22 protein-coding genes are annotated in these 24,029 nt (G+C 60.8%); 12 read left to right on the top strand and 10 right to left on the bottom strand.

The annotated features are described in order from the left end of the window. Positions 1 to 47: 47 nt before the first annotated feature. Positions 48 to 1,526 (top strand): sodium/proline symporter PutP, encoded by a 1,479-nt coding sequence (gene putP / locus IE093_RS11835; protein WP_189469422.1) that lies wholly within the window; start codon positions 48 to 50, stop codon positions 1,524 to 1,526. Positions 1,527 to 1,589: 63 nt separating this feature from the next. Here putP and IE093_RS11830 read toward each other — a convergent pair whose 3' ends face one another. Then, a complete protein-coding gene (locus IE093_RS11830; protein ID WP_189469420.1) occupies positions 1,590 to 1,877 on the bottom strand; it encodes a cyd operon YbgE family protein in 288 nt (95 codons plus the stop codon). 299 nt (positions 1,878 to 2,176) lie between these two features. On the opposite strand from IE093_RS11830, the gene IE093_RS11825 reads away from it, so the two are divergent. After that, the gene (locus IE093_RS11825) at positions 2,177 to 2,785 is read left to right on the top strand and encodes an OmpW/AlkL family protein (protein ID WP_189469418.1); all 609 of its coding nucleotides are present in this window, start codon (positions 2,177 to 2,179) and stop codon (positions 2,783 to 2,785) included. Positions 2,786 to 2,858: 73 nt separating this feature from the next. Here IE093_RS11825 and IE093_RS11820 read toward each other — a convergent pair whose 3' ends face one another. Both IE093_RS11820 and IE093_RS11815 read right to left on the bottom strand, forming a co-directional pair. After that, positions 2,859 to 3,359 carry a gamma-glutamylcyclotransferase family protein gene (locus IE093_RS11820; protein WP_189469415.1) on the bottom strand — a complete coding sequence of 167 codons (501 nt, stop codon included), beginning with the start codon at positions 3,357 to 3,359 and terminating at the stop codon, positions 2,859 to 2,861. Between the two features lie 13 nt (positions 3,360 to 3,372). Further along, a complete protein-coding gene (locus IE093_RS11815; protein WP_189469414.1) occupies positions 3,373 to 3,705 on the bottom strand; it encodes a YqcC family protein in 333 nt (110 codons plus the stop codon). Between the two features lie 285 nt (positions 3,706 to 3,990). Between IE093_RS11815 and IE093_RS11810 the strand changes: the two genes are divergently transcribed. The 4 genes from IE093_RS11810 (at position 3,991) to IE093_RS11795 (ending at position 6,968) form a co-directional block, all read left to right on the top strand. Further along, positions 3,991 to 5,019: a DUF3549 family protein gene (locus IE093_RS11810; protein ID WP_189469412.1), complete on the top strand. Its 1,029-nt coding sequence runs from the start codon at positions 3,991 to 3,993 to the stop codon at positions 5,017 to 5,019. Between the two features lie 13 nt (positions 5,020 to 5,032). Then, positions 5,033 to 5,470 (top strand): ATP-dependent zinc protease family protein, encoded by a 438-nt coding sequence (locus tag IE093_RS11805; protein WP_189469410.1) that lies wholly within the window; start codon positions 5,033 to 5,035, stop codon positions 5,468 to 5,470. Between the two features lie 38 nt (positions 5,471 to 5,508). Continuing rightward, the gene (gene rimK, locus IE093_RS11800) at positions 5,509 to 6,417 is read left to right on the top strand and encodes a 30S ribosomal protein S6--L-glutamate ligase (protein WP_189469408.1); all 909 of its coding nucleotides are present in this window, start codon (positions 5,509 to 5,511) and stop codon (positions 6,415 to 6,417) included. A gap of 110 nt (positions 6,418 to 6,527) precedes the next feature. Next, entirely contained in the window at positions 6,528 to 6,968 is a 441-nt protein-coding gene (locus IE093_RS11795) for a hypothetical protein (protein ID WP_189469406.1), read from the top strand. A 15-nt stretch (positions 6,969 to 6,983) separates the two neighbouring features. Here the strand turns inward: IE093_RS11795 and IE093_RS11790 are convergent, their stop codons facing one another. The 7 genes from IE093_RS11790 to IE093_RS11760 all read right to left on the bottom strand — a co-directional run bounded on the left by IE093_RS11790 (position 6,984) and on the right by IE093_RS11760 (position 13,699). Beyond that, a complete protein-coding gene (locus IE093_RS11790) occupies positions 6,984 to 7,700 on the bottom strand; it encodes a SanA/YdcF family protein (protein ID WP_189469404.1) in 717 nt (238 codons plus the stop codon). Between the two features lie 28 nt (positions 7,701 to 7,728). Continuing rightward, positions 7,729 to 8,292 carry a putative Fe-S cluster assembly protein SufT gene (gene sufT, locus IE093_RS11785; protein WP_189469547.1) on the bottom strand — a complete coding sequence of 188 codons (564 nt, stop codon included), beginning with the start codon at positions 8,290 to 8,292 and terminating at the stop codon, positions 7,729 to 7,731. A gap of 32 nt (positions 8,293 to 8,324) precedes the next feature. Then, positions 8,325 to 9,566, bottom strand: a complete 1,242-nt coding sequence (locus IE093_RS11780) for a cysteine desulfurase (RefSeq protein ID WP_189469402.1) — start codon at positions 9,564 to 9,566, stop codon at positions 8,325 to 8,327. A 2-nt stretch (positions 9,567 to 9,568) separates the two neighbouring features. After that, positions 9,569 to 10,918: a Fe-S cluster assembly protein SufD gene (gene sufD, locus IE093_RS11775; protein ID WP_189469401.1), complete on the bottom strand. Its 1,350-nt coding sequence runs from the start codon at positions 10,916 to 10,918 to the stop codon at positions 9,569 to 9,571. After that, positions 10,915 to 11,667: a Fe-S cluster assembly ATPase SufC gene (gene sufC / locus IE093_RS11770; protein ID WP_189469399.1), complete on the bottom strand. Its 753-nt coding sequence runs from the start codon at positions 11,665 to 11,667 to the stop codon at positions 10,915 to 10,917. The genes sufD and sufC overlap by 4 nt, the downstream gene beginning before the upstream one ends. Before the next feature lie 67 nt (positions 11,668 to 11,734). Then, positions 11,735 to 13,177 carry a Fe-S cluster assembly protein SufB gene (sufB, locus tag IE093_RS11765; protein ID WP_189469397.1) on the bottom strand — a complete coding sequence of 481 codons (1,443 nt, stop codon included), beginning with the start codon at positions 13,175 to 13,177 and terminating at the stop codon, positions 11,735 to 11,737. A gap of 54 nt (positions 13,178 to 13,231) precedes the next feature. Beyond that, complete coding sequence (locus IE093_RS11760) at positions 13,232 to 13,699, bottom strand: SUF system Fe-S cluster assembly regulator (RefSeq protein ID WP_189469396.1); 468 nt, start codon at positions 13,697 to 13,699, stop codon at positions 13,232 to 13,234. A gap of 598 nt (positions 13,700 to 14,297) precedes the next feature. Between IE093_RS11760 and IE093_RS11755 the strand changes: the two genes are divergently transcribed. The 6 genes from IE093_RS11755 (at position 14,298) to IE093_RS11730 (ending at position 24,006) form a co-directional block, all read left to right on the top strand. Further along, on the top strand, positions 14,298 to 15,650 hold the full coding sequence (locus IE093_RS11755; RefSeq protein ID WP_189469394.1) for a UDP-glucose dehydrogenase family protein: 1,353 nt from the start codon (positions 14,298 to 14,300) through the stop codon (positions 15,648 to 15,650). A gap of 10 nt (positions 15,651 to 15,660) precedes the next feature. Then, positions 15,661 to 17,229, top strand: coding sequence for a glycosyltransferase (locus IE093_RS11750; RefSeq protein ID WP_189469392.1), 1,569 nt, complete (start codon positions 15,661 to 15,663; stop codon positions 17,227 to 17,229). Positions 17,230 to 17,265: 36 nt separating this feature from the next. Continuing rightward, a complete protein-coding gene (locus IE093_RS11745) occupies positions 17,266 to 18,885 on the top strand; it encodes a PilZ domain-containing protein (protein WP_189469390.1) in 1,620 nt (539 codons plus the stop codon). Between the two features lie 65 nt (positions 18,886 to 18,950). Next, positions 18,951 to 19,865 (top strand): polysaccharide lyase, encoded by a 915-nt coding sequence (locus IE093_RS11740; RefSeq protein WP_189469388.1) that lies wholly within the window; start codon positions 18,951 to 18,953, stop codon positions 19,863 to 19,865. Positions 19,866 to 19,921: 56 nt separating this feature from the next. Beyond that, a complete protein-coding gene (locus tag IE093_RS11735) occupies positions 19,922 to 21,169 on the top strand; it encodes an alginate lyase family protein (RefSeq protein WP_229803507.1) in 1,248 nt (415 codons plus the stop codon). 275 nt (positions 21,170 to 21,444) lie between these two features. Beyond that, positions 21,445 to 24,006, top strand: a complete 2,562-nt coding sequence (locus tag IE093_RS11730) for a tetratricopeptide repeat protein (protein WP_229803505.1) — start codon at positions 21,445 to 21,447, stop codon at positions 24,004 to 24,006. Positions 24,007 to 24,029: the final 23 nt, after the last annotated feature.

Raw genomic sequence — 24,029 nt, 5'->3', positions numbered from 1 at the left:
GGGGCATTTCGACGCCCGACAACAACAACCCCGAAAGGATGACCACCATGGTGCAAAACAACTTCTCCATTGGCTTCACCTTTGCCGTCTATCTGCTGGTCATGCTCGGCATCGGCATCGTGGCCTACAAACGAACCAACAACCTCTCTGACTACATCTTGGGCGGACGCTCGTTGGGTCCTTGGACCTCGGCCATCTCCGCCGGCGCCTCGGACATGTCCGGCTGGCTGTTGCTGGGTCTGCCCGGCGCAGCTTATGTCAGTGGCATCTCGGCAAGTTGGATCGCCGTGGGCCTGCTGGCTGGTACCTGGCTGAACTGGCTGGTCGTCGCCCGCCGTTTGCGCGTCTACAGCTTCCAAGCCAGCGACTCGCTTACCCTGCCCGAGTTCTTCGCGAACCGCTTCCGTGACAACACCCAGTTGCTGCGGGTGATTTCGGCAGTCTTCATCCTGCTGTTCTTCCTGTTCTATACCAGTTCGGGCCTGGTCGCCGGCGGGCGCTTGTTCGAAACGGTATTTGGCCTCGATTACACCGTGGCCGTCACCGTGGGAACGCTCACGATCATCGCCTACACCTTCATCGGTGGCTTCCTGGCGGTCTCCTGGACCGACCTGATCCAGGGCCTGATGATGGCCGCGGCACTGGCCATCGTGCCGATCATCGCTTTCGCCGACCTTGGCGGCGCCGGTGGTGCCGGTGCGGCACTGGCAGCCGAGAGCGACTTCATGCTGTCGTGGTTCCGCGATGCCTCCACCGGCGAGACGCTGACTACGATCGGTATCATCAGTTCATTGGCCTGGGGCTTGGGCTATTTCGGTCAGCCGCACATCCTGGCTCGCTTCGCCGCCATTCGCAGTGAAAAGGATATTCCTGCCGCCCGTCGCATTGCCGTGACCTGGTCAGGGCTGACACTGATCTGTGCCGTGGCCGTCGGCCTGTTGGGGGTGGGTTTCGTGTCCCGTGAACTGGGTGATGGCGAGACGGTATTCATGGTCATGGTCAACCTGATCTTCCATCCGGTAATCGCTGGCATCCTGTTGGCCGCGATCCTGGCCGCGATCATGTCCACCGCCGATTCCCAGTTGCTGGTCTCCTCCTCGGCCTTGACCGACGACTTCTACAAGGCACTGCTGCGCAAGGATGCTTCTCAGAGCGAACTGGTGTGGGTCGGCCGCTTCGCCGTCGTCGCGATCGCCATCATCGCCTATCTGCTGGCGCTCGACCCCGATGCCACGGTGCTGGACCTGGTGTCCTACGCCTGGGCCGGCTTCGGTGCCGCCTTCGGCCCCGCGCTGATCATGTCGCTGTTCTGGCGGCGCATGAACCAGTGGGGTGCGCTGGCTGGCATCATCGTGGGCGGCGTGACCGTGGTGGTCTGGGCCGAACTCTCCGGCGGTCTATTCGACCTCTACGAGATCGTGCCCGGAGTCATCTTCGCCTACATCGCCATCGTAGCGGTCAGCCTGGCCACCGAAGCACCGAAGAGCGAAATCACCGCTGAGTTCGATGCCTTGAGCCACGCCTGAAGCGACTACGACAATGACTGCCACGGGGCCGCCTGAGTGCGGCCCCGTGTTCGTTGAGATCAGTCACAGAGCTCGCCACAGTACCACCAGAGTAAAGAGCCCCAGCAGCCACCAGCAGGCAGGTTCGCCGAGCAGTCGGCGCGGCCAGCCCGGCCTGACCTTCAACCCTATCCCATGCATGAACCCTGCTCCCAGCGCCCAGGCCCCCAGCACAATCAGCGGCAGCCGTACCGGCATCGGTAGGGCACTGAGCAACTCGGGCTGCCACAGCAACCAGAGCGCCAACCAGGCCGAGACCGCCATCGACAGTAAAGGTGCCCAAGGCAGGCGACGTAACCGTTCATAGCGCATCGTCCGTTCTCTCCTTAGCCGGGAGCCATATCTCGCAGTAAAGAAGATTTTTCGAGGCACGGCGACCCCGCACTTTACAGCTTTACAACAGCTATACACCATAGCGCATATTTTATTCGACCTTAGTAAAAGCCCAATATCGTTACACCTCGATACACTGGCGTTATGGTACCTATCAACCTCATAACTTTTTTTAACGAGACTTAGGAAACACTGTTTCCTATAATGGCCTTGTCCAACTGATAGATGCCGACCATCCGGCCAGATGTGCGTATATCTGACGCACCAAGGAGTGACACATGAGTAAGATCAAATGGATGTCCGCAGCAGTGATCGCGGGTAGCTGTGTCTTCGCCGCTCAAGCTGCCATGGCTTATGGTGCCGGGGACTTCTTCGTTCGCGGTGGCTTTGCCAAGGTCGAGCCCGAATCCGACAACGGCCGGGCGCTGAGCCAGGATCTGGACGTCAGCGACGAGAATGGCTTCACCTATGGTTTCGGCTACCTGTTCCACGACAAGATCGGTGTCGAGCTCAACGGCACGGAAAAGTTCGAGCACGACCTGACCCTTGGTGGCGCGGATATCGGCAGCGTCGATCGCATGCCGGTCAACCTGTTGGTCAACTACTACCCGCTGGGTGGGCTGGATTCCCGCGTACAGCCCTATGTAGGCGCCGGTGTCAATTACACCCGTTTCTCTGGTGAGGAACTGTCGGGGTTGAATGTACGCCGCTCCTATGGCGCTGTGGGCCAAGTCGGCGTTGACTTGGCCGTGACCGAGAACTTCATGTTCAACGGCTTCGCCAACTATGCCGATGTGGACGCCGATGTACGGCTGAACGGCACGGAAGTCGGCGAGGCCAAGGTCGACCCGCTGACCATCGGCGGAGGCGTCACTTTCCGCTTCTAGGCCATGAGTGCCACAAAGCGCAACAGCCCGCCATGACGGCGGGCTTTTTCGTGCTTCGGCAACCAACCGCCAATCAACGTGGATTGTGGCGCGACAGACCAAGCACGGCGAGAGTGGCATCGTCGAGACCATCGATGGCATCCACCCTCCTCAGCCGGGCGTGATACTCCGCCGAAAGGAAGGGTTCGCCGGCCAGCAGGTGGGCAAGATACTCTCGCGCCGGTTTGAGCGCGGGACGTATACGCTCGGAGACGGCGATATACACCCAGGCCTCGACCGGCCCATGCTCGGTGACGATGGTGCGACGTTGACGTCGATAGTCGTGAGGAAACCCTTCGAAGGGATCCATCAGCTCGATCTGCGCCGGTTCGCACAACCGAAACAAAGCTCCCTCGACCCGCTTCCCGGGGCAACTCGCCACATTGGCATGCGCGATTCCGGGAATCCGCGACGCCTTGTCGAAACGCAGTTCATGGTCTTCCAGGATTCCGGCCATGACGCTCTCGGTGGCACCGATGCGCGCTTCGACCCGCGCCGGGTTCATGTTACTGCCATAGGCGAAATAATAGGGCATTGGCTGTCGCTGACTAATTCTCGGAGATGACGCGGTCGACTTCTTCGATGGCTTTGACCACCAGCAACAACGTGCTGGCCTTGACTTGGGATTGCTTGAGATAGACCTCGGCTGCGGGCGCTACCTGACAGGTATCCGGCAACGGCGCTTCGGCCTCGATCAGCTCATCAAGGCGTGCGATGAACACGAAACGCAACCACTGGGGTAGATCCATGGTATCGACGCAGAACGGCTGCTCGCTGTCGAAGGCCTCCACCGGCGGTTGTGGCATCTTCCACATGTCGGTTGCCTTCATGGTCGCTTCCAGGCGCCGCAGGGCCTCATCGAGTTGCTGATGAACGCTCATGATGTCTCCATGGATGGTACTTGGTGTCATTATCCCGGCTCGATGCCACCTTGACCACCCCGGGTAATGCACAGGGCAAAGCTCCCGATTCACAGAAACCCTGAACCAGCTTGTGGATAACCGCTGGAAAAGCGTCGCAGCCCTAGAAGGCATGCTGGCTGACGGCTTCCGTTCATTTTTTGACCACCGCCCACCACATTCCCCTACCCTGAGGGCATGTGCCCAACTACTGACAAATCGCCCACCTCCGGGGTACAGTGCGCGGTTCAAGACCGAGAAGACGATATGCAGCCGATCCATACACTCCACGACTTCTTCATTCGCAGCGGTGCCCGGGTGCATCTCTATCACCTGGGACGGCGCGTCATACCTTGTTCGCTCGACACGCTGGCTGCTTTCGAGAGCGGCGAGCAACCCTGGCCCTACCCCTGGCAGGGCCAGGCACGACTAGCCTGCGTGTTCACCCTGGGTGATGCTCCCGACCCCTTGACCTGGTTTCTAGCCCTGCCGCTGGATGAGCAAGGGTGCCTCGTACCTGCACCGCGTGATGCCTTCGTGCAGCGCCTGCTGGAAACGCTGGGCCGCAGCGTGGAACCCACGGCTCAGGACACCACCCCCACGGATAACCTGATGAAGGACAATCCACTGGCCTTCACACCTCCCTTGCCTTTCCAGGCAGTGATGCATGCTCGAGCAAGTCAGGCCTTCGATCGCCCGGCCAGCCAGCACCTGGAATTGGTCGAGGCGTATCTCGCCGGCGAGCAGAATGACGATCAGTGGCCGGCGCTGGGGCTTCAGGGGTTGGCCGACTTCGCGATACGTCATGACAGCGAGCAGGAGACGATGCTGGCACACCGCCTGCCGCGGTTGCCCATCGAGGTCCTGCGTTCGCTGTGCTTTTGTCTCGAGCATGTCACCATCGACATCCCCTTGACGAAAGCGCTGCGGGAATGCGGGGAACGGGCTGCCCACAACGGCGACCTGGAAACTCTATGCGCCTGCGTGCGCGCCGTGGGCGCAGGGCCCGACGAAGAAGTCGGCGCCTGGTTCGACGAATTGCTCGGCGACCCGCATGCCTGCGGCCCCGACCTGCTGGCGGCGATGGCCGCACGCGGCTGGGAGCATCTCGAAGACGATCGACGGCTGCCCCTGTTCCTGCAACGCCTGGCCGAACATCCCCAGGCAGACTTCTCCGCCCTGGCTCGAGACCTGGCCCTGATTCCTCGGCTCCGCCTGCCGCTATTGATGTGTCTGCGCGAGGCCCCGGCGGACTCGGCCATCGGCCGACGACTCGCCCCACTCCACCGTCAGTGATGGATCATCCTCAATGAAAGCATTGCCTTATCAGGTCAAGGCCGTGATCGGCCGCCGCGAAATGGTCACTCTGCCCGAGCTCGGCCTGACGCTGTGCTGCAAGGCCGACACCGGCGCGCGCACCTCGTCGCTGCATGCCGAGGACATCGAGTCTTTCGAGGAAGAGGGCCTCCTGTGGGTAAGGTTCATCACTCGCGGTGGTGGACCTGACAGCCCCGCTCACCCTCTCAAGTTGCATCTGCATGATCGTCGACGCGTCACCAGTTCCAATGGCCAGGGCGAATGGCGCTATGTGATCCGTACCCGCTTGGAACTCGGCGAGTTGGCGTTCCCGGTGGAGCTCACCTTGGCCGACCGTCGCAACATGCGTCATCCCATGTTGCTCGGCCGACGCGCCTTGCGTCGCCTGCTGGTCGCGCCGGGCACCGCCTTCCTGCACGGCGAACCCTGACCCGGACGCCCCACGTCGTCCCGAGGACGGAGAAAGACATGCATATCGCCCTGCTATCGCGTAATCGCAACCTGTATTCCACCCGCCGCCTGATCGAGGCCGCCGAACACCGTGGGCATAGCATCCGGGTCGTGGATACCCTGCGCTGCTACATGAACATCGCTTCGCACCGCCCCTCGATCCACTACAAAGGAGCGGAACTCGAGCCTTTCGACGCGGTGATTCCCCGCATCGGCGCTTCGGTCACCTTCTATGGCTGCGCGGTACTGCGCCAGTTCGAGATGAAAGGCACCTACGTTCTCAACGACTCGGTGGCCATTACCCGCTCGCGCGACAAATTGCGCTCGTTGCAGTTGTTGTCGCGCAAGGGGCTGGGGCTGCCGATCACCGGTTTCGCCCATTCGCCCGATGACATCCCCGATTTGATCACCATGGTCAAGGGCGCACCGCTGGTCATCAAACTGCTGGAAGGCACCCAGGGCATCGGTGTGGTGCTTGCCGAGACCAATCAGGCTGCCGAGAGCGTGATCCAGGCCTTCATGGGCATGAAGGCCAATATCATGGCCCAGGAGTACATCAAGGAAGCAGGTGGCGCCGACATCCGCTGCCTGGTGATCGGTGACAAGGTGGTCGCTTCCATGAAACGCCAAGCCGCCGATGGCGAGTTCCGCTCCAACCTGCACCGTGGCGGCAGCGCCAGCGTGATCCGCATCACTCCCGAGGAACGCTCCACGGCGATTCGTGCCGCCAAGGCCATGGGGCTTAGAGTTGCCGGGGTCGATCTGTTACGCTCAAATCATGGTCCGGTGATTATGGAAGTCAACTCCTCACCGGGCCTGAGGGGCATCGAAACCGCAACGGGCAAGGACATCGCCAGACTGATCATCGAGCATATCGAGAAGAATGCCGCCTTACCGCGCAAGACGCCCACCAAGCCCAAGGGCTGATCGCTCGAAAAGCGGTCAAACTTGCAAAAATGGCAAATTTCTTGGTCGCGGGGGTAGCAAAACAGTGTTCTCCCCCGCACAATCAGCGTCACCGGAGGAGGTGACCGCTCATGTTTCTCGATAATCGCCAAGTGGCGATGGACAGCGTCTTGGAAGCGCTGGCCGACAGCCTCGACTATTTCCAGGACAATCTCGAGCGCCTGCGCCCATCGTTGCGCGAAACATTGAAGCCACATTACGAGGCTCGCAGCGAGGCGATGCATGAGCTACAGGAATTGGCCAAGAAGCATCTTCGCATGCTGCCCCGCGATGCCGATGTCGAACGCGATGACTACCTGTGGCTGTGGAGCCGCCTGAAGAGCTTCGTCGGCAACGACAGCCAGGTGCTGATCGGCGAGTTGCTCGAGCAGGAACGCGTGCTGATGCAAGCCTTGGCCACGCTGTACACCCATCCGCTGCCGGACCCCATCGAACCGGTCATCGAGCGCTGCTGGAAGGGCTGTCGGGCCCTGATCCGCGAACTCTACAAGCTGCAGAAACGGCGTCGCTGAGTCGCACCACCCTCTTCAGTCGGATGGCTCCAGGGTTTCATAACGCGGAGGCCTGGGAGCCGGGCGGGGAGCGATCTGCAGCGGCTCTTCAGGTCCCAGAAAGTAGGGCTGGCGCTGCCACAGGTACAGATCGCCCAGAGTCGCTACCCGCGCCAACCACTCCCGAGCCTGCAGGCGCCAGACCCCCGCCACGTGCTCCGTGGGCACCGCGCATCCCGTGACCTCCAGTCCCAAGGCATCGGCGATGAACATGGCACGTGGCAGATGCCATGCTTGAGTGATCAGCATCGCGCGTTCGACTCCGAAGATGTCTCGCGAGCGCATCAGGGTGTCGAAAGTGCTGAATCCGGCGTAATCCAGTGTCATGTCCACATCGCGCACGTTCCGTCCACGCAAATCACGCCACATGGTCACCGGCTCGTTGTAGAAGCGCGTGCGGTTGTCGCCGGACAATAACAGGTGCTGAACGCGCCGCGCCCCGATCAGCTGCGATGCGGCGCTCATGCGCGCCTCGAAATGCGGATTGCGGCCACCGCCGCGACTCCAGTGCGAAGTGCCAAAGACGATCCCCACTGGAGCGGTGCTACACGTCAGGAGATCATACTCGATGCGCGACTGGGTCTTGTCCAGTACCCAAAGATTGGCACCCACAAACAGCAATGTCGCCAGAAGCGCAACGACTCCCAGCGACATCAATAACCTCTTCAGCAGTTTCTGCAGCATCTGCCGCATCCGCCTTCCTCACTTACGGCTGGAGCTGCTAGAACATGCCCAGCTCGAGCCGAGCCTCTTCGCTCATCATCTCACGACTCCAAGGCGGATCGAAGACGGTTTCCACGTGGACCCTGGCGATTTGCGGCGCGCCAAGAATCTTGTTACGGGCATCGGCGGCGATCACTTCCCCCATACCGCATCCCGGAGCGGTCAGGGTCATGCGAATGGTCACGATACGCTCGCCAGACAACAGTCGCTCGATGCGGCACCCATAGACCAGGCCCAGATCGACGATGTTGACCGGAATCTCGGGATCGTAGCAAGTGCGCAACTGATCCCAGACGAACTGCTCGATTTCGTCTTCACTGGCATCCTCGGGCAGTGACGGGCGAGGCAATGCCTCCAACCCCAAGGCATCGAGGTTGGCTCCCTCGATCAGGAACAACCGTCCTTCAAAGGCTACGCTTACTGAACTGCCCTTGGCCTGCATCACCGACACCACACTGTCCTCAGTCAGTGTCACGGTCTTGCCGAAGGGGATGGAGATTGCCTCCACATCCCGCTGCAGCGGTAGTTCCTGGCCTTTGTAGAGCCCTTCGATCTGCTCCATGGCTGCCATTCACACTCCTCCGCTACGTGACTTCAACGAACCATGCCGATTACCCGCTCGAGAGCATCGACGAAGATGTCGATCTCCTCGGGGGTGTTGTAAGCGGCGAAAGACGCCCGGCAAGTGGCATCGACGCCGAAGTGCGTCAACAGCGGCTGAGCACAGTGATGGCCGGTACGGATTGCCACACCCAACTGGTCGATCAGCAGACCGATATCCTGGGAGTGGGCACCGTCGACCACGAACGAGATCACACCGGCCTTGTGCGGTGCCGTGCCGAGGATACGCAGACCATCGACAGCCACAAGTCGTTCGGTGGCATGGGCCAGCAACTGCTGCTCCCAGCCGCCAATCAGCTCCAGGCCGATCCCGGACACCCACTCCAGCGCCTTGCCAAGCGCGATCACCTCGGCGATCGCCGGGGTACCGGCCTCGAAGCGATGAGGAATGTCGGCGAATGACGTCCCGGTATCGAAGGACACCGTCTTGATCATCTCGCCACCGCCTTGCCAGGGCGGCATCGCCTCGAGCAGCGCCGCCTTGCCATATAGAGCACCGGCACCTGTGGGTCCATAGACCTTGTGGCCGGAGAAGGCGTAGAAGTCGGCATCGATATCTTGCACATCGATCGGCTCGTGAGGTGCTGCCTGAGCTCCATCGATCAGGATCAGAGCGTCATGCGCATGCGCGATGCCAGCCAGTTCCTTCACCGGATTGATGGTGCCGAAGGCATTGGACACGTGATTGACCGCCACCAGGCGCGTGCGCTCGGTGAACAGGTCACGGTAAGCGTCCAGGTCCAACACACCACGCTCGTCTACCGGGATCACCTTGATCACGATGCCCAACTGCTCGGCAAGCAACTGCCAGGGCACGATATTGGAATGGTGCTCCATCAGCGACACCAGCACTTCGTCGCCTGCCTTGAGGTTGGCACGTCCCCAGGCATTGGCCACCAGGTTGATAGCTTCAGTGGTACCGCGGGTGAAGACGATCTCGCGCCGTTCGCGAGCATTGAGGAAAGCGCGTACCGTCTCGCGGGTTCCCTCGTAAGCCGCTGTGGCCTCGTCCGCCAAGGTGTGCAATCCGCGGTGGATATTGGCGTTGTAGCGCCGGTAGTAATCGTCGAAAGTGGCGATCACCTGCCGTGGTGTCTGGCTGGTGGCGGCATTATCCAGATATATTAGCGGATAGCCATGAACCTTCCGCTCCAGAATCGGGAAGTCAGCGCGCACCTTCACCACATCAAGGGTCAGCTCCTTGAGGGCTGTCATAATCATTCCTCCCCAAGCGCAACCGCGGTTTCGACCAGACCAGACAAGTTGAAGCGCTCGGGCAACTTGCCGGCCACCGCCAGTTCGACCCGTTCGGCCACGGCATCGAGCTTGACCGCCTCCATGACCTCGCCGGCGAAGGCCAGCGTCAGCAGGCCGCGGGCTGTCTGCTCGTCGATGCCACGGGTGCGCAGGGCATAGATCGCTTTCTCGTCGAGTTGGCCGGTGGTCGCACCATGCGAGCATTTGACGTCGTCGGCGTAGATCTCGAGCTCCGGCTTGGTATCGATCTCGGCGCGATCGGATAGCAACAGATTGGCGTTGTTCTGGTTTGCCTCGATCTTCTGGCTATCGCGCTTGACGATGACCTTGCCGTTGAACACGCCACGCGCGCGGTCATCGAGAATGCCCTTGTAGTTCTCCTCGGAGAAGGTACGGGGCGCGTTGTGATTGACCAGGGTATGGTTATCGACATGCTGCCGCCCCTGGGCGTAGAACAAGCCATAGTACTGGGTTTCGGCCCCCTCGGCGTTGAGGTCGGTGACGATGTCGTTTCTCACCAATGCCCCACCCAGGTTGAGATTGAACGACGTGAAACGGCTATCGCGTCCCTGGTCGACGTGCAGGCTGGAGATGTGCAGGTCGCCAAGCGGCGCTTCCTGCAGCTTGTAATAGGTCAGAATCGCCCCACGCTCGAGCAGCGCTTCCGATACCAGGTTGGTGAAGTTGGCCGCCTCGGCTTCGCCCACATGATGTTCGAGCACGGTGGCCTCGCTGCGCGCCCCAGCCTCGATCAAGACACGTGGATGGCTCATCACCGGTTGTTCATGGGCTCGCGACAGGAACTGCAAGATGATCGGTTTCTCCACCACCGTTCCCGGTGCGAGCCGAATCACTGCGCCCTCTTCGGCGAATGCGGTATTGAGCGCGGCGAAGGGTGAGAAATCGACACCAGCCAAACGCCCCAGTACCGCTCCGACCGCTTCATGGTTGGCTTCCAGAGCTTCGGTCAACGGCTCGATGGTCACACCCTTCGGCAATTCGGACAGGTCCGACAACGGCGCGGAGAAGATGCCGTCGACGAAAGTCAGGCGCAATGCCTCGATGGGCAAGGTCAGCGCTGCGGCAGACGCCCTGGAGAATTCCGCGTCGGTTGCCAGAGCGAAGTCACCACGCGCGATGGCACGCACATCGGTGTACTTCCAGGCCTCATTGCGCTTGGTCGGGAAACCCACCGCCTCGAAGCGCGCGCTCGCCGCCTGTCGCCGTGCGGCGATCCAGGTCGGCTCGGCGACATCGCGGGTCGCTTCGCGAGCCTTCAGGGCGTCGAGAAAGGTCTGTTCTTCACTCATGCGGCGGATTCCTCCACAAGCCAGTCGTAACCCCGGGACTCCAGTTCCAGCGCCAGGTCCTTGTCACCGCTCTTGACGATGCGGCCATCGACCAGCACATGCACCACGTCCGGCTCGACGTGATCGAGCAGGCGCTGGTAGTGGGTCACGATCAAGATGCCACGCTTCGGGTCGCGCAGTGAGTTGACCCCTTTTGCCACCACTTTCATGGCGTCGATATCGAGCCCGGAGTCGATTTCATCGAGCATGGCCAGTTTGGGCTGCAACACCAGCATCTGCAGAATCTCGTTGCGCTTCTTCTCACCGCCCGAGAAACCCTCGTTGACGGCGCGTTGCAGGAAGCTGGAATCCATTTTCATGAAGTTGATCTTCTCCTTGACCAGCTTCATGAATTCCGGAGCCGGAATCTCGCCCTCACCACGGGCCACACGCTGGGCATTGAGCGCCGCCTTGAGCAAGTAGACGTTCTTCACCCCAGGGATCTCCACCGGGTACTGGAATCCCAGCAGAAGCCCGGCCTGGGCCCGCTCCTCGATTTCCATCTCCAGCACGTCGCGACCTTCAAAGGTGATCGAACCACTCGTCACCTCATAACCGTCCTCGCCAGCGATCACCGCCGACAGGGTCGACTTGCCGGCCCCGTTGGGCCCCATGATGGCGTGGACTTCTCCTGCAGTGACGGTCAGCGAGAGCCCCTTGAGGATTTCGTTGCCTTCCACCGAGACGTGCAGATCCTTGACTTCGAGCATGTTTGGTACCTTTGTTTCGTTTCGCGCCGCCACAGCGACGTCGGAAAATTCTTTGGCCGGCGGTAAGTTAGCCTACGGCCCCTTCGAGAGTGACGTTAAGTAGCGCCTCGGCTTCGACGGCGAACTCCATCGGCAGCTCCTGGAACACGTCCTTGCAGAAACCGTTGACGATCATGTTCACCGCGTCCTCCTCGGAGATGCCGCGGCTACGGCAGTAGAACAACTGGTCCTCGCCGATCTTGGAGGTGGTCGCCTCATGCTCGACGGTGGCGCTGCTATTGCCGATTTCCTGATAGGGGTAGGTATGCGCACCGCACTGGTCCCCGATCAGCAGCGAGTCGCACTGCGTGTAGTTGCGCGCATTCCTGGCCCGCGGGCCGATCTTGACCAGTCCTCGATAGGACTGATTGGCACGCCCGGCGGAAATGCCCTTGGAAACGATGGTCGAGCGGGTGTTTTCGCCGATATGGATCATCTTGGTGCCGGTATCTGCCTGCTGACGGTTGTTGGTCACCGCCACGGAGTAGAACTCGCCGACACTGTCCTTGCCACGCAACACGCAGGATGGGTATTTCCAGGTGATCGCCGAGCCGGTCTCGACCTGGGTCCAACTGATCCGCGAGCGATCGCCACGGCAATCGCCGCGCTTGGTGACGAAATTGTAGATACCGCCCTTGCCGTCCTCGTCGCCCGGATACCAGTTCTGCACCGTGGAGTACTTGATGTAGGCATCTTCCAGCGCCACCAGCTCGACCACGGCGGCATGCAACTGGTTCTCGTCGCGCATCGGTGCGGTACAGCCTTCCAGATAGGACACCTGGGCCTGTTTCTCGCAGATGATCAGGGTACGTTCGAATTGGCCGGTGTTGGCGGCATTGATGCGGAAATAGGTGGACAGCTCCATGGGGCAGGTCACGCCCTCGGGCACGAATACGAAAGAGCCGTCTGTGAATACCGCCGAGTTGAGCGCAGCGAAGTAGTTGTCACCCTTGGGCACAACAGTGCCCAGGTACTGTTTGATCAGTTCCGGGTAATCGCGGATCGCCTCGGAGATCGAGCAGAAGATGACGCCCGCCTCTCCCAGCTTCTCCTTGAAGGTGGTGGTCACCGATACCGAATCGAATACGGCGTCCACCGCCACGCCGGCGAGCGCCGCGCGCTCATGCAGAGGAATCCCCAGCTTCTCGTAGGTCTCGAGCAGCTTGGGATCGACCTCATCGAGGCTCTGGGGGCGATCTTCCGGCTTCTTGGGTGCGCTGTAGTAGGAGATCGCCTGATAGTCGATGGGTGGATAATCGAGATGCGCCCAAGACGGCGATGTCATCTTCAGCCACTGGCGATAGGCATCCAACCGCCATTCGAGCATCCACTCTGGCTCGCCCTTCTTCTGCGAGATGAAGGCGATGGTGTTCTCGTCCAGGCCGGGCGGTACGGTATCGCTTTCGATGTCGGTCACGAAACCTTGTTTGTATTCGCGACGGACAAGCTGTTCCATTTCCTGAGTTGCCATTGATATCTCCCCCTCCCGGGCGGTTGCGATCGAGCCTTACTCGGGTGATGTCGTTCAGAGGTCGCTGGAGGCGGCCAGCGTCACGGTCTGTATGGGTAGTTGCACCGGCAGCTTGATCGGTGTGGTCTGCGCTAGATGCGCCAGTGTCACGCTGTCGAGCAGAGTACGCACGGCCATCGACACGCGCTGCCAGTTGTCGGCCACGCCGCAAGTGGCAACGAGTTCGCACTCGCCATCGGCATGGCTGCACTCGGTCATCGCCACTGGCCCTTCGATGGCAGTGATGATGTCACTGGCGGTAATCTGCGATGCCGAACGCGCCAGCCGGTAGCCACCTTGGGCACCACGCTGGGACTCGAGCAGACCGGCACGCACCAGCATCTTGAGCGTCTTGCTGACAGTGGGGTGCGGCAATTGGACAGCCTCGGCCAGCTCCGTCGCGGCATGTGGCTGCTCGGGATGGCGTGCAATCTGCGCCATCACCACCGCAGCGTAATCAGTCAACCGAGACATCTTCAACATGCCTGCACCATCCTCACCATGTGGCTTGTCTACCCTGCATTTCGATTGGGGACCATTTTAGTCCTGTATAAAGCCGATGTGAAGAGGGCGACTCGATTCGTGTCTAGCAACGTGAGGATAGCGACATGATCGGCACTGTTCGCATCAAAAACAACAATCATTCCCATTTGAGAAGATTGTCGCCATAACCTCCTAGAGAGATGAAAATGCGGCAAAAAGCCTCCGAGAACCGTTCACGGCAGCGCAGCAATTCTAAAGTACTTAAAAAAACAATTATTTATAGCTCACCATCAAGGAAATTGTTGCCGATTGGCAACAAGGTAACTCCCTGTTTTGTCAACAATCTTGGGTGAATTGACAAAAATGTCTCTTCATGGCGACACAAAACCGACTCCCACATCCCTCGGTGCCTCTTCATCATCGCCGAGCAGCACCAACAAAACACTGTTTTCAAATAAAAAGCCTATTCCCGGCATGGTATTGGCTTAGACCTTGGTGTTGTTGGATGCCAACGGACACCTCTATCGCCTCGACCTGACGGTCGCCTACACCAGGCGTCCGACATGTTGCGGGCAAGCAACGAGCAAGGAGCCACGCGATGCGGATCACGATTTTCGGCTCAGGCTACGTAGGACTGGTCACCGGAGCCTGCCTGGCCGATGTTGGTCACGACGTCACCTGTATCGATATCGATGCCGACAAGATCTCACATCTCAAGGACGGCAAAGTCCCCATCCATGAGCCGGGCCTCGAGACACTGATTCGGCACAATCTTGAAGAAGGTCGCCTGCACTTCACCACCGATGCCGCCGAGGCCGTGAACTTCGGACTGCTCCAGTTCATCGCCGTTGGCACCCCGCCCGATGAGGACGGTAGCGCCGATCTACAGCACGTGCTGAAAGTGGCACGCACCATCGGCATGCACATGCAGGACTACAAGATCATCGTCGACAAGTCGACGGTCCCCGTGGGAACCGCGGACCAGGTTCGGGCCACCATCGCCGAAACCCTGTCGGAGCGCGGCGCAGAGCTGGCGTTCGATGTCTGCTCCAATCCCGAGTTCCTCAAGGAAGGCGCCGCCATCGAGGATTTCTCCAAGGGAGCTCGCGTGGTGGTCGGCACCGACTCCGAACGCGTCAAACGCGCCATGCGGGAGTGCTACGCTCCCTACAGCCGGCTCCAGGACAAGCTGATATTCATGGACGTACGCAGTGCCGAGCTCACCAAGTACGCCGCCAATGCCATGCTGGCAACCAAGATCAGCTTCATCAACGAGATCGCTCACCTCGCGGAGCACGTGGGTGCCGATATCGAGCAGGTTCGCCACGGCATCGGCAGCGATCCGCGCATCGGCTACCACTTCATCTATCCCGGCTGCGGCTATGGTGGATCGTGCTTTCCCAAGGACGTGAAGGCCTTGTCGCATACTGCTCGCGGCCTTGGCCATGAGTCGGCACTGCTCGAGGCGGTGGAAGCGGTCAACCACCGACAGAAGGGGCAACTTTTCAACAAGCTGGCCCAAGCCTTCGACCACGACCTGCAGGGAAAGACCATCGCCCTTTGGGGCCTGGCCTTCAAGCCCAATACCGACGACATGCGCGAAGCGCCGAGCCGTACGTTGATGGAGTCACTGTGGGATGCCGGCGCCAAGGTGCAAGCCTACGATCCCGAGGCCAGCGACGAATGTCGACGTCTCTACGGCCAGCGCGGCGATTTGACGCTCACTCGGCATCGCGACGAGGCGCTGGAAGGCGCCGATGCGCTGGTGATCTGCACTGAGTGGAAGGCCTTCCGTGCCGTGGACTTCGACGTCCTGCGCGACGCCCTGGCGTCACCGGTGCTGGTCGACGGACGTAACCTGTTCGATCCGGACACCGTCAAGGCTGCCGGGCTGCGCTACTACGCCATGGGCCGGGGGGATTCCGTGCACATCGATGCGTCCACGGTCTAGGGGGCAGCCTATGACGCACTCGATACCCAAACCCTCCGTCGCTAGCCGGCTGACTGAGGTCACGACGTTCCTGCTGGGGCTCGCGCTGTTGATCGTGCTGCTCGCCGAGCTCCCTCGGGATATCTTTTCGCCCGACTCGAAGCGCTTCTTTTTCGTCATAGGCGCCATCGGCATCTGGCGCTACTCCTGGTGGTTCGTCCAGGCACTGCGTTCGGTATGGTACAACCGGCGGATCTTTCCCCGGCTACGCGCCGAGGCCGATGCGATCGGTGCGCAAGAGCGGCCGGATGCTCTCTATGTGCTGTGCACATCCTATCGCATCGAGCCCGAGGTCAGCTTCGCCGTCTACGATGCCTTGGTACGCGAAGCGCGAGACTATGGCGCACCCACGACGATCTTCGCCGCCATCTCGGACCGCACCGATGTCGATGTCATCGATCATGTCCTGGACCACAACGACTGGCCGGACAACATCGAGATCCGCTACATGTTCCAACGCGGCGATGGCAAGCGCTCGGCCATGGCCGAGGTACTGAGAGCCGTCTCACGATGCATGCCGACCGAGCGTTCACTGTTGGTGTCGATGGACGGCGACATTCGACTGGAGCCCGGCACCCTAGAAAGGTCCTTGTCGTTCTTCATGTGCGATAGCGAGCTAGGCGCCCTAACCACCAACAACAACGCTATCGTGACTGGCGGCGATGCCACCAAGGAGTGGTACGACCTGCGTTATGCCCAGCGCCATCTGGTGATGAGTTCGATGTCGGTTTCCAATCGTCTACTGGTGCTGACCGGGCGTTATAGTGCCTTCCGCGCCGACCTGGCGACCGAGCCAAGCTTCATCGAACTGGTCGAGAACGATCATGTCGAGCATTGGCGCTTCGGCGACTTCAAGTTTCTCTCCGGAGACGACAAATCGACCTGGTTCTGGCTGCTCAAGCGCGGCTGGAGGATGCGATACATTCCGGACGTGTATGTCTCCGGCTTCGAGGAACTTCCCGACCGCAAGCGCTTCTTCAAATCGACCATCGACCTGATGCGCCGCTGGTACGGCAACATGCTGCGTACCAGCGGCCGCGCGATCAAGCTGGGACCACGCCCGATGGGGATATTTACCTGGTGGAGCCTGGTCGATCAGCGCCTCTCGATGTGGACCACCCTGGTCGGGCCCACGGTGGCACTGCTGGTGACTCTGTTCGTACGTCCTTCGTTCATTTTCGCCTATCTGCTGTGGATCCTGTTCACACGCGGTATCGCCACCCTCGTCCTGGCCTGGCAGCGGGGGCGTTTCAGCCTGCTGTGGATCCCCTTGATCTACTACAACCAGATCGGTGGCGCACTGCTCAAGACCTACGTGAGCTTTCGCTTCAATCGCCAGAAGTGGTCGCGCCAAGGCATTTCCGCCGGGGAACCCGACGATCCCCTGGCGGTACGCCGTCAACGGCGCATGGGCCATTTCATCCATGGCGTCTGTGTCAGTGGCATGGTGTTCGTACTGATCATCACCACCGGCGTACTGCTACCACCCGATCTGGTCTCCCTGGCCATTCTGAAGGATTGGGGAATCCTCCCGAATTGACGCCCACAGCCACCTCAAGCAAGGAGAAGCGGACTCATGTCTGACCATTATTCCGATATCGATGGCGTCAACCGTACCGAACCCACCTTGGGGGGGCGACGCCGTACCTCGGCGCACTCCCCTGATGCTACGTCCGGCTCGGATCACGAACCATATCTCGAGCCCGGCTCCGAGCAGCGACAGAAGCGAACGACTCGGCCCGCCGACGAGCACTCTCAAAAAATGCGCCCTGATGACAAATTGCTTCATGAGCGCCGTGACGAACGTCGCCACGTGCGCATATCTCCGCCCTTCCATGTCAAGTTTGCCGACGGCAGCGTTCTGACCGGGGCCGACTTCTCCTTGGGAGGCTTTGCCGTCTACGCGGAGTCGTCACTTGCCCCCGACACACCGGTATCCGTATCGCTGCTGCTGGACGCCGGGGGGGCGGAGCTCAATGTGCCCCTCGATGCCCGTTGTGTCCGCAGTGCCCCGACGGATGACGGCCGCGCCGTCAAGATCGCCTTCCAGATCACCTCCATCGAAGTGCCTCAGCGCGAGGTGCTGCGTCGCGTGATCCGCGCCTACCTGAGTGGCCATCACGCCAGCATCGAGAACCTGGTAGGCAGCGAGGACCCCCAGACACCTCGCAAGCGCAATACCGCAAGCCGCCAACCCACGCCTACCTCCAGGCCTCCCAAGCCATGGGGACGTTATGCCGCGTTATTCACCGCCGCCGGCATCCTGGCTTTGGTGGCGGCGGCCACGATTTACCGCAACTTCATGCTCATCGAACCCAGCTTCGCCGCGGTCACCGCGCCACGCATCGACATTCGCGCACCGGGTTCCGGGATCCTGGAAAAGCACGACCTGGAAGCTGGCGACTGGGTCGAGCGCGATCAATATCTGACCTCGGTAACCAACAGTGATCTGGAGTCCGAGCTGATCCTGGCGCAGGCCTCGCTCCGCTACAACAGCCAGTTGATAGAGAACCTGCAGCAAAGCCTGGAAACGGGGGGTACCGAGCAGGTCAGCCTGGTCAACTCGACCCAGCCCGCCAGCGGCGACACAGTGAGCTTCGAGACGGCATCCCCAGAGATCGCCCAAGCCCGTATCGAACAATTCGAAACGGCACGCGACTATGAGAGCTCGCGTATCACCGCGCTTGAGGCACGCATGGCGATGAACGACATCACCAGCCCCTGCAACTGTCTGGTGGCCTGGGCCCTGAGCAGTGCCGACGGCACCTATATCAACGAAAGCGAACGTATCATGACGCTGATCCGCACCGAAGAGGACGATGTGCTGGTCGAGGCTCTGGTGCATATGAGCGATATCGCCCGTATCGAACCCGATCAGATCGCCTACATCGCCCTGCCCTATGCGTCGGAGCCCATTCAGGCCCAAGTGCGCAACGTGGCACTGGATATCGAGCGACAGCCGCGTGCGGGCTTTCCTCGCTGGGTGCGGCAGCAAGAGAACGTGGCTAGTGTCCTGCTGGAGCCGGAAACTCCCTTGCCCGCCGAAAGCGTTGGACAGCCGGTCGACGTACGCTTCGCCGAAGCCCCGATGCTGAGTGCGGCGTCAGAGTGGGTATGGCAAGGCACGCGCGCCGTGATCCAGTTCGTCGACAGAATATATCGGGCGGCCCTGGACGACTCGCCAGAGAGCGCCTGATGCCTCGTACCGATCAAGAATACACTCGCGGCGAGACCACGCCGCAACATGTCAAGGAGAGTCCCATGCCCCGACAGCCATTCGCGATATCGTCATTGCGTTCCCGCATGAGCCTGGCCGTCGCTACCCTGCTCGTGACAGCCCCCATCGTGGGAATGGTCGGGACCACGGTACAAGCCGACACGATAGACAACGATTCCTTGACCGTGCCTCAAGAGGCGCCCTGCTCACAGCGTTATCCGCTGGTCGCCAACCCGGCACCGGCCATGGGCAGCGAAACGCCCAAGGACGCGGTACGCCAAGGCTTTGGCACCAAGCGCGATTGGGGAACCGAAGAGAATGTGGAAATCCTCTCGCCCAGCGCCACCGGCCTCAATGAGCCAGGCCTGCGGGTGCACTACCCGGAAGGTACCTCTTCACCTGGCGATACCGAAAAGGGAGGCGCCGGTTTCTACGCCGAGGAAGCCGCTCTCATGTCCAGTGACCGGGGATGCCTGCAATACCGGGTACGTTTCGAGTCGGGTTTCGATTTCGTCAAGGGTGGCAAGCTACCGGGGCTCTATGGTGGCGAAGCCCCCAGTGGCGGGACCAATGCCAATGGTGAAAACGGTTTCTCGATGCGCTTCATGTGGCGCGAGGATGGTCAGGGGGAGCTCTACGAATACGTGGTCAACCAGGACGACAAATATGGCAGCTCGGTGGGGCGGGGACTGTGGCATTTCCCGCCGGGACGCTGGGTCACCGTCGAACAGGAAGTCATCCTCAATACTCCCGGCCAGGAAGACGGTGTGGCACGGGTGTGGATCGACGGCCAACCGATTCTCGAACAAAACGGCATTGTCTATCGGACGACGGATGACGTCAGAATCGATGGCCTGATGTTCTCCACCTTCTTTGGCGGTGATGGTTCCGAATGGCGGACGCCGCGAGACCAGAGTGTCGATTTCGCCGCATTCCGCTTCTACGCACCGACTCAATGATACGCGTCCACGCTGCGTGGCGCCTTTGCATGACGCCAAACAGGAGAGCGACACTCATGGGATTGTCAGGCGTATTTTCCTCCTCGACCGGTCTCCGCCTCTTACTGGCGGTGAGCCTGGGGTGCCTGCTTGCCACAGCGTCACCGGCCCATGCCATGTCCGTGGAGGAACGAGAAAAGCTGGATCTCTCCGAATACCGGGTGACAGCACCGGATGCTTCCTATTTCGATGTCGACGAGCGCAAGGCGCTGCTGCGTGAAACCAACAATTCCATCTTGCTGCAAGAACTCGATCGGCTGAAGCAGGGGCCGAGCTGTCGACAAGTGATGGAGATTCCTCCTATCACCACTCGTCTGCGCATTCCCGGCTATTACCCCAATCCAGAGGCGTGGGAGTTGGCTTCGGAACCGCTATTCCAGTTCGAGGATGTCGTCTCCGAGCTGGCCGGAGCCTATATCGCCAGTGATGACCCCTATTACGCCGAGTGCCTGATCAGCTTTCTCGATCATTGGGCCAGAGACGATGCCCTGATGGATTTCTTCTACGACACGAGCCAGCCTCAGGCCTGGTTCTCCACCGAATCGATGATCTTCGCGGCAGCCATGGCCTATTCGATGATTCGCCCGGACATCGAAGGTATGCAAGAGGAGCGCGAACGAATCGAGAATTGGCTCAATCGGCTATCGCACAAGCATGTCGCTATTCCTGGTCTGGAAGAAAACAGCTGTTGCAACAACCATTTCTATCGGCGCGCGCTCTACGCCAGCATGGTAGGTGTTCTCACCGAGGACGATGAGCTGTTCCGCTTCGGGGTCAGCGCCATCTACTCTGCCCTACACGACATGACCGAGGAAGGGGCTTTTCCACTCGAAGTGAAGCGCGGGCGCCGTGCCACGCACTATCAGAACTATGCACTGCTGTATCTGATCACCAACATGCAGGTCATCGCCCGCCAAGGCTATGACATCTTCAACCTCCAAATCGACGGTCACTCCATACACGATGCCGTCGACTTTGCCATGAAAATCCTCGCGGATCGGACTCAGCTCGGTGATATGGCACCCCGCGAGCAGTACTTGGGATTTCTCAAGGACGAACAGTACTTCTCCTGGATGGAGATCTATCAATCGCGCTTCGACAATCCACGAATCGCCGACTTCCTGGAAAGGCACCGTCCAATCTACAACCGCAGCGCCGGCGGCTACATAACGCTGTATTTCATGGACCCCGAGGTGCAGCAGCATGTCGTCCTGGATGAGGAGAAAAAAGAGGCGGCCGCATTCGAGGGGATCTCCGCGAACTGATGGAAGGTAACGACCCCGAACCGATATCGGAGACCAAATCTCAATCACGTCAAGGCAAACCTATGAACACATCGAAAACCGCGATCTCCACACTGCGTGTTGGGTCATACCGAGGATGGTTGGTGACCGCCACGCTGCTGCTCTGGCTCGGCGGCTGCGCCACAGGAGGGCAATCCGGAGGACAGCCCGAGGGGAAACATGCCACCGTCCCCGTCCCCAGCCAATATCAGGCGTGGTTCGCTGACGGCCTGTCCCCCAAAATAGACTGGGATAGCGTGAACAGAGCCCAGGGGGCCATCGAGGCCGGCAACTATGCGGAAGCCATTGAACGGCTGGAATCGGCGATGGCCTGGGGCAACAATCCTCCCGCCTACTATGAAATGGCCAAACTCTACGAGAATGGTCAGGGAGTCGAGCGCAATACCCGCGAGGCAGCGAGGCTCTATAGCAAAGCCATCAGTCAGCCCTCCTCGATCCGGGGACATGCCTCCCTGAACCTGGCCAAGCTATTTCGGGAAGGCGACGGTGTGGAACGCAACGACGTGCTGGCCTATCACCTGCTTCGTCAAGCAGTCGATGAGCAAGTCGATCGCGATGCCAAGCTGATGCTCGCCGATCTGTTGGTGACCGGTGGCGACAACGTCAATGCTGACCCGGAACTGGCCGCCAAACTCTACCAGCAGGCTGCGGAGCAGGGACATACTCGCCCCCTGCTCGAACTTGCCAAAGGGTACCAACCGGGTGGCTGGCTGACAGAAGACCCCGCACGCGCCAATACCTATGCGCAGCATTATGCCAACGCCATGGCAGAACAAGCCGCAAAAGGCGACGTGGACGCCATGAGGGACCTGGCACGGCTCTACGCCGAGGATGGCTTGCTCGGCCACCAGCCGGAACGTCAACTGCGCTGGTTGCTTCATGCCGCCGAGGCCGGCGACCCTGCGGCGATTCGCGACGCTGGACGCGCTCTGCTGACCTCCAACGACCCGCAACGCGGCCTCGATCTGCTGAAACGGGCCGCCAACAACGGCGATATCGAAGCCATGGCCCTGCTGGGTAAGGCCTTGCTCGGCGAAGGCAACGTACGCCCCGACCCCATTCGGGCCGAACAATGGCTGCAGACGGCTGTCTCTGAGGGCTCCGCCGAGGCAATGACAACCTTAGGCCGGGCCTACCTGGATAGCGAATCGCTACTCCCTACCAACCCTCAGCGCGGCATCGCCCTGCTCGAGCAAGCGGCTCAACAGGATGACGCACTGGCTCTAGCAGCGCTGGGCGAGGTCTACCTCAGTGGCGAGCACATACCGACCCAACCCCTGCTGGCCATCGACTATCTGCAGCGCGGTCATGAGCTCGGCCATCCCTATGCGACGGCACAACTGGGCAGTGTCTACCTGGAAGGCCGCGGTATCTCTTCCGACCCGGTTCGCGCCGTGGACCTTCTGCAACAAGCCGCTGACCAGGGGCAAACATCGGCCATGCGCGAACTCGGCGAAGCCTATCTCGAGGGCGAAGTTCTGGCTTACGAACCGACACAAGCCGAAGCGCTACTGCAAAAAGCGGTGGAGGCCGGCGATATCACTGCCATGACCGTACTTGGCGAAGCCTATCTCGATGGCCCACTGCTCGAGCAACACCCTTCTCAGGGATTGGCCTTGCTCGAAGAAGCCGCCCGCCAGGGTGACAGCTATGCCATGGTCGTGCTGGGGCGCGCCTACCGCGAAGGCAAGGGGGTGCCCCAGGACCTGGCCGAATCGCAGTTCTGGCTGGAAAGAGCCGACCAGGCCGGTCACCCTTCGGCGCGGGAGGCTCTGACACGCACCCAGCGCGAACAAGGCGCCCGTGGCGATATCCGAGCCCTGGCCGAAGCCGCCGAAGATGGCGACACGGCCGCCATGGCCGACCTGGGACGCGCCTATCTGGAGGGCGCCGGTGTCGAGCGCAATCCTGAACAGGCCAGGATCTGGCTGGAACGGGCCCATCGCGAAGGACATGCCGGGGCATCCGCCAGCCTTGGCCGTCTGTATCTGGAAGGCCCCAACCCCGCCCAGGCAGTCGATTACCTGGAAGCCGCCGTCGCCGACGGACATGCCGGGGCTCGCGCCGATCTCGGCGAGATACTGCTCGAGGGCCGCCTGACGGCAGCAAATCCTGAACGCGGCCTGACACTGCTGCAACAAGCCGCCGCCAACGGCCATGAAGGAGCGAAACTGACGCTCGGCGAGGCATACCTGACGGGTGAGCACGTCGAGCGGAACGTGGAGCAGGGGCTCGACTATTTGGTTGGCGCCGCCGAGGCCGGCAACCCTCATGCCGCTCACCTGCTCGGCCAGGCCTATCAAGAAGGCAACGGCGTACCCCAGGACGCCGAGCAGGCCGAACGTTGGTTCACCCAAGCCAGCGAAGCCGGCAACCTGTCCTCAAGGGCCAGCCTGGGGCGAGCCCTGCTTCGCGGCGAGGGTGCCATCGCCCAAGATATCGAACGTGGCCATCAACTGCTGCGTGATGCCGCCGAACAGGGCGATGCCAGCGCCCAGGCCACCTTGGGACGTGAATATCTACGAGGAGAGATCCTGGAGCCCAACCGTCAGCAGGGGGCCGACTATCTTTTCCAGGCCGCGACTCAGGGTCATTCCAGTGCGCGCCTGGCACTCGCCGAGGCCTACCTGTCGGCCAACGGCCTGGAGAGCGCCAACCGCGAACAGGCCCTGTTGTGGTTGGATGACGTCATCCAGGGCGAGAGCCAACTCGCCCTACAGACCCTGCGACAGTTGCTCACCGACGATAGTGCCGTGAAAGCCGCCAGTGAAGTGGCAGTCGCTTCTCCCGGCTCTTGAGATCAGCGGCACAAACGAACGAG

It is taken from the genome of Litchfieldella qijiaojingensis, assembly GCF_014651875.1.
Lineage (GTDB): Bacteria > Pseudomonadota > Gammaproteobacteria > Pseudomonadales > Halomonadaceae > Litchfieldella > Litchfieldella qijiaojingensis.
The sequence above is the reverse complement of the archived record's forward strand: the minus strand, read 5'-3'. Positions and strand labels throughout refer to the sequence as shown.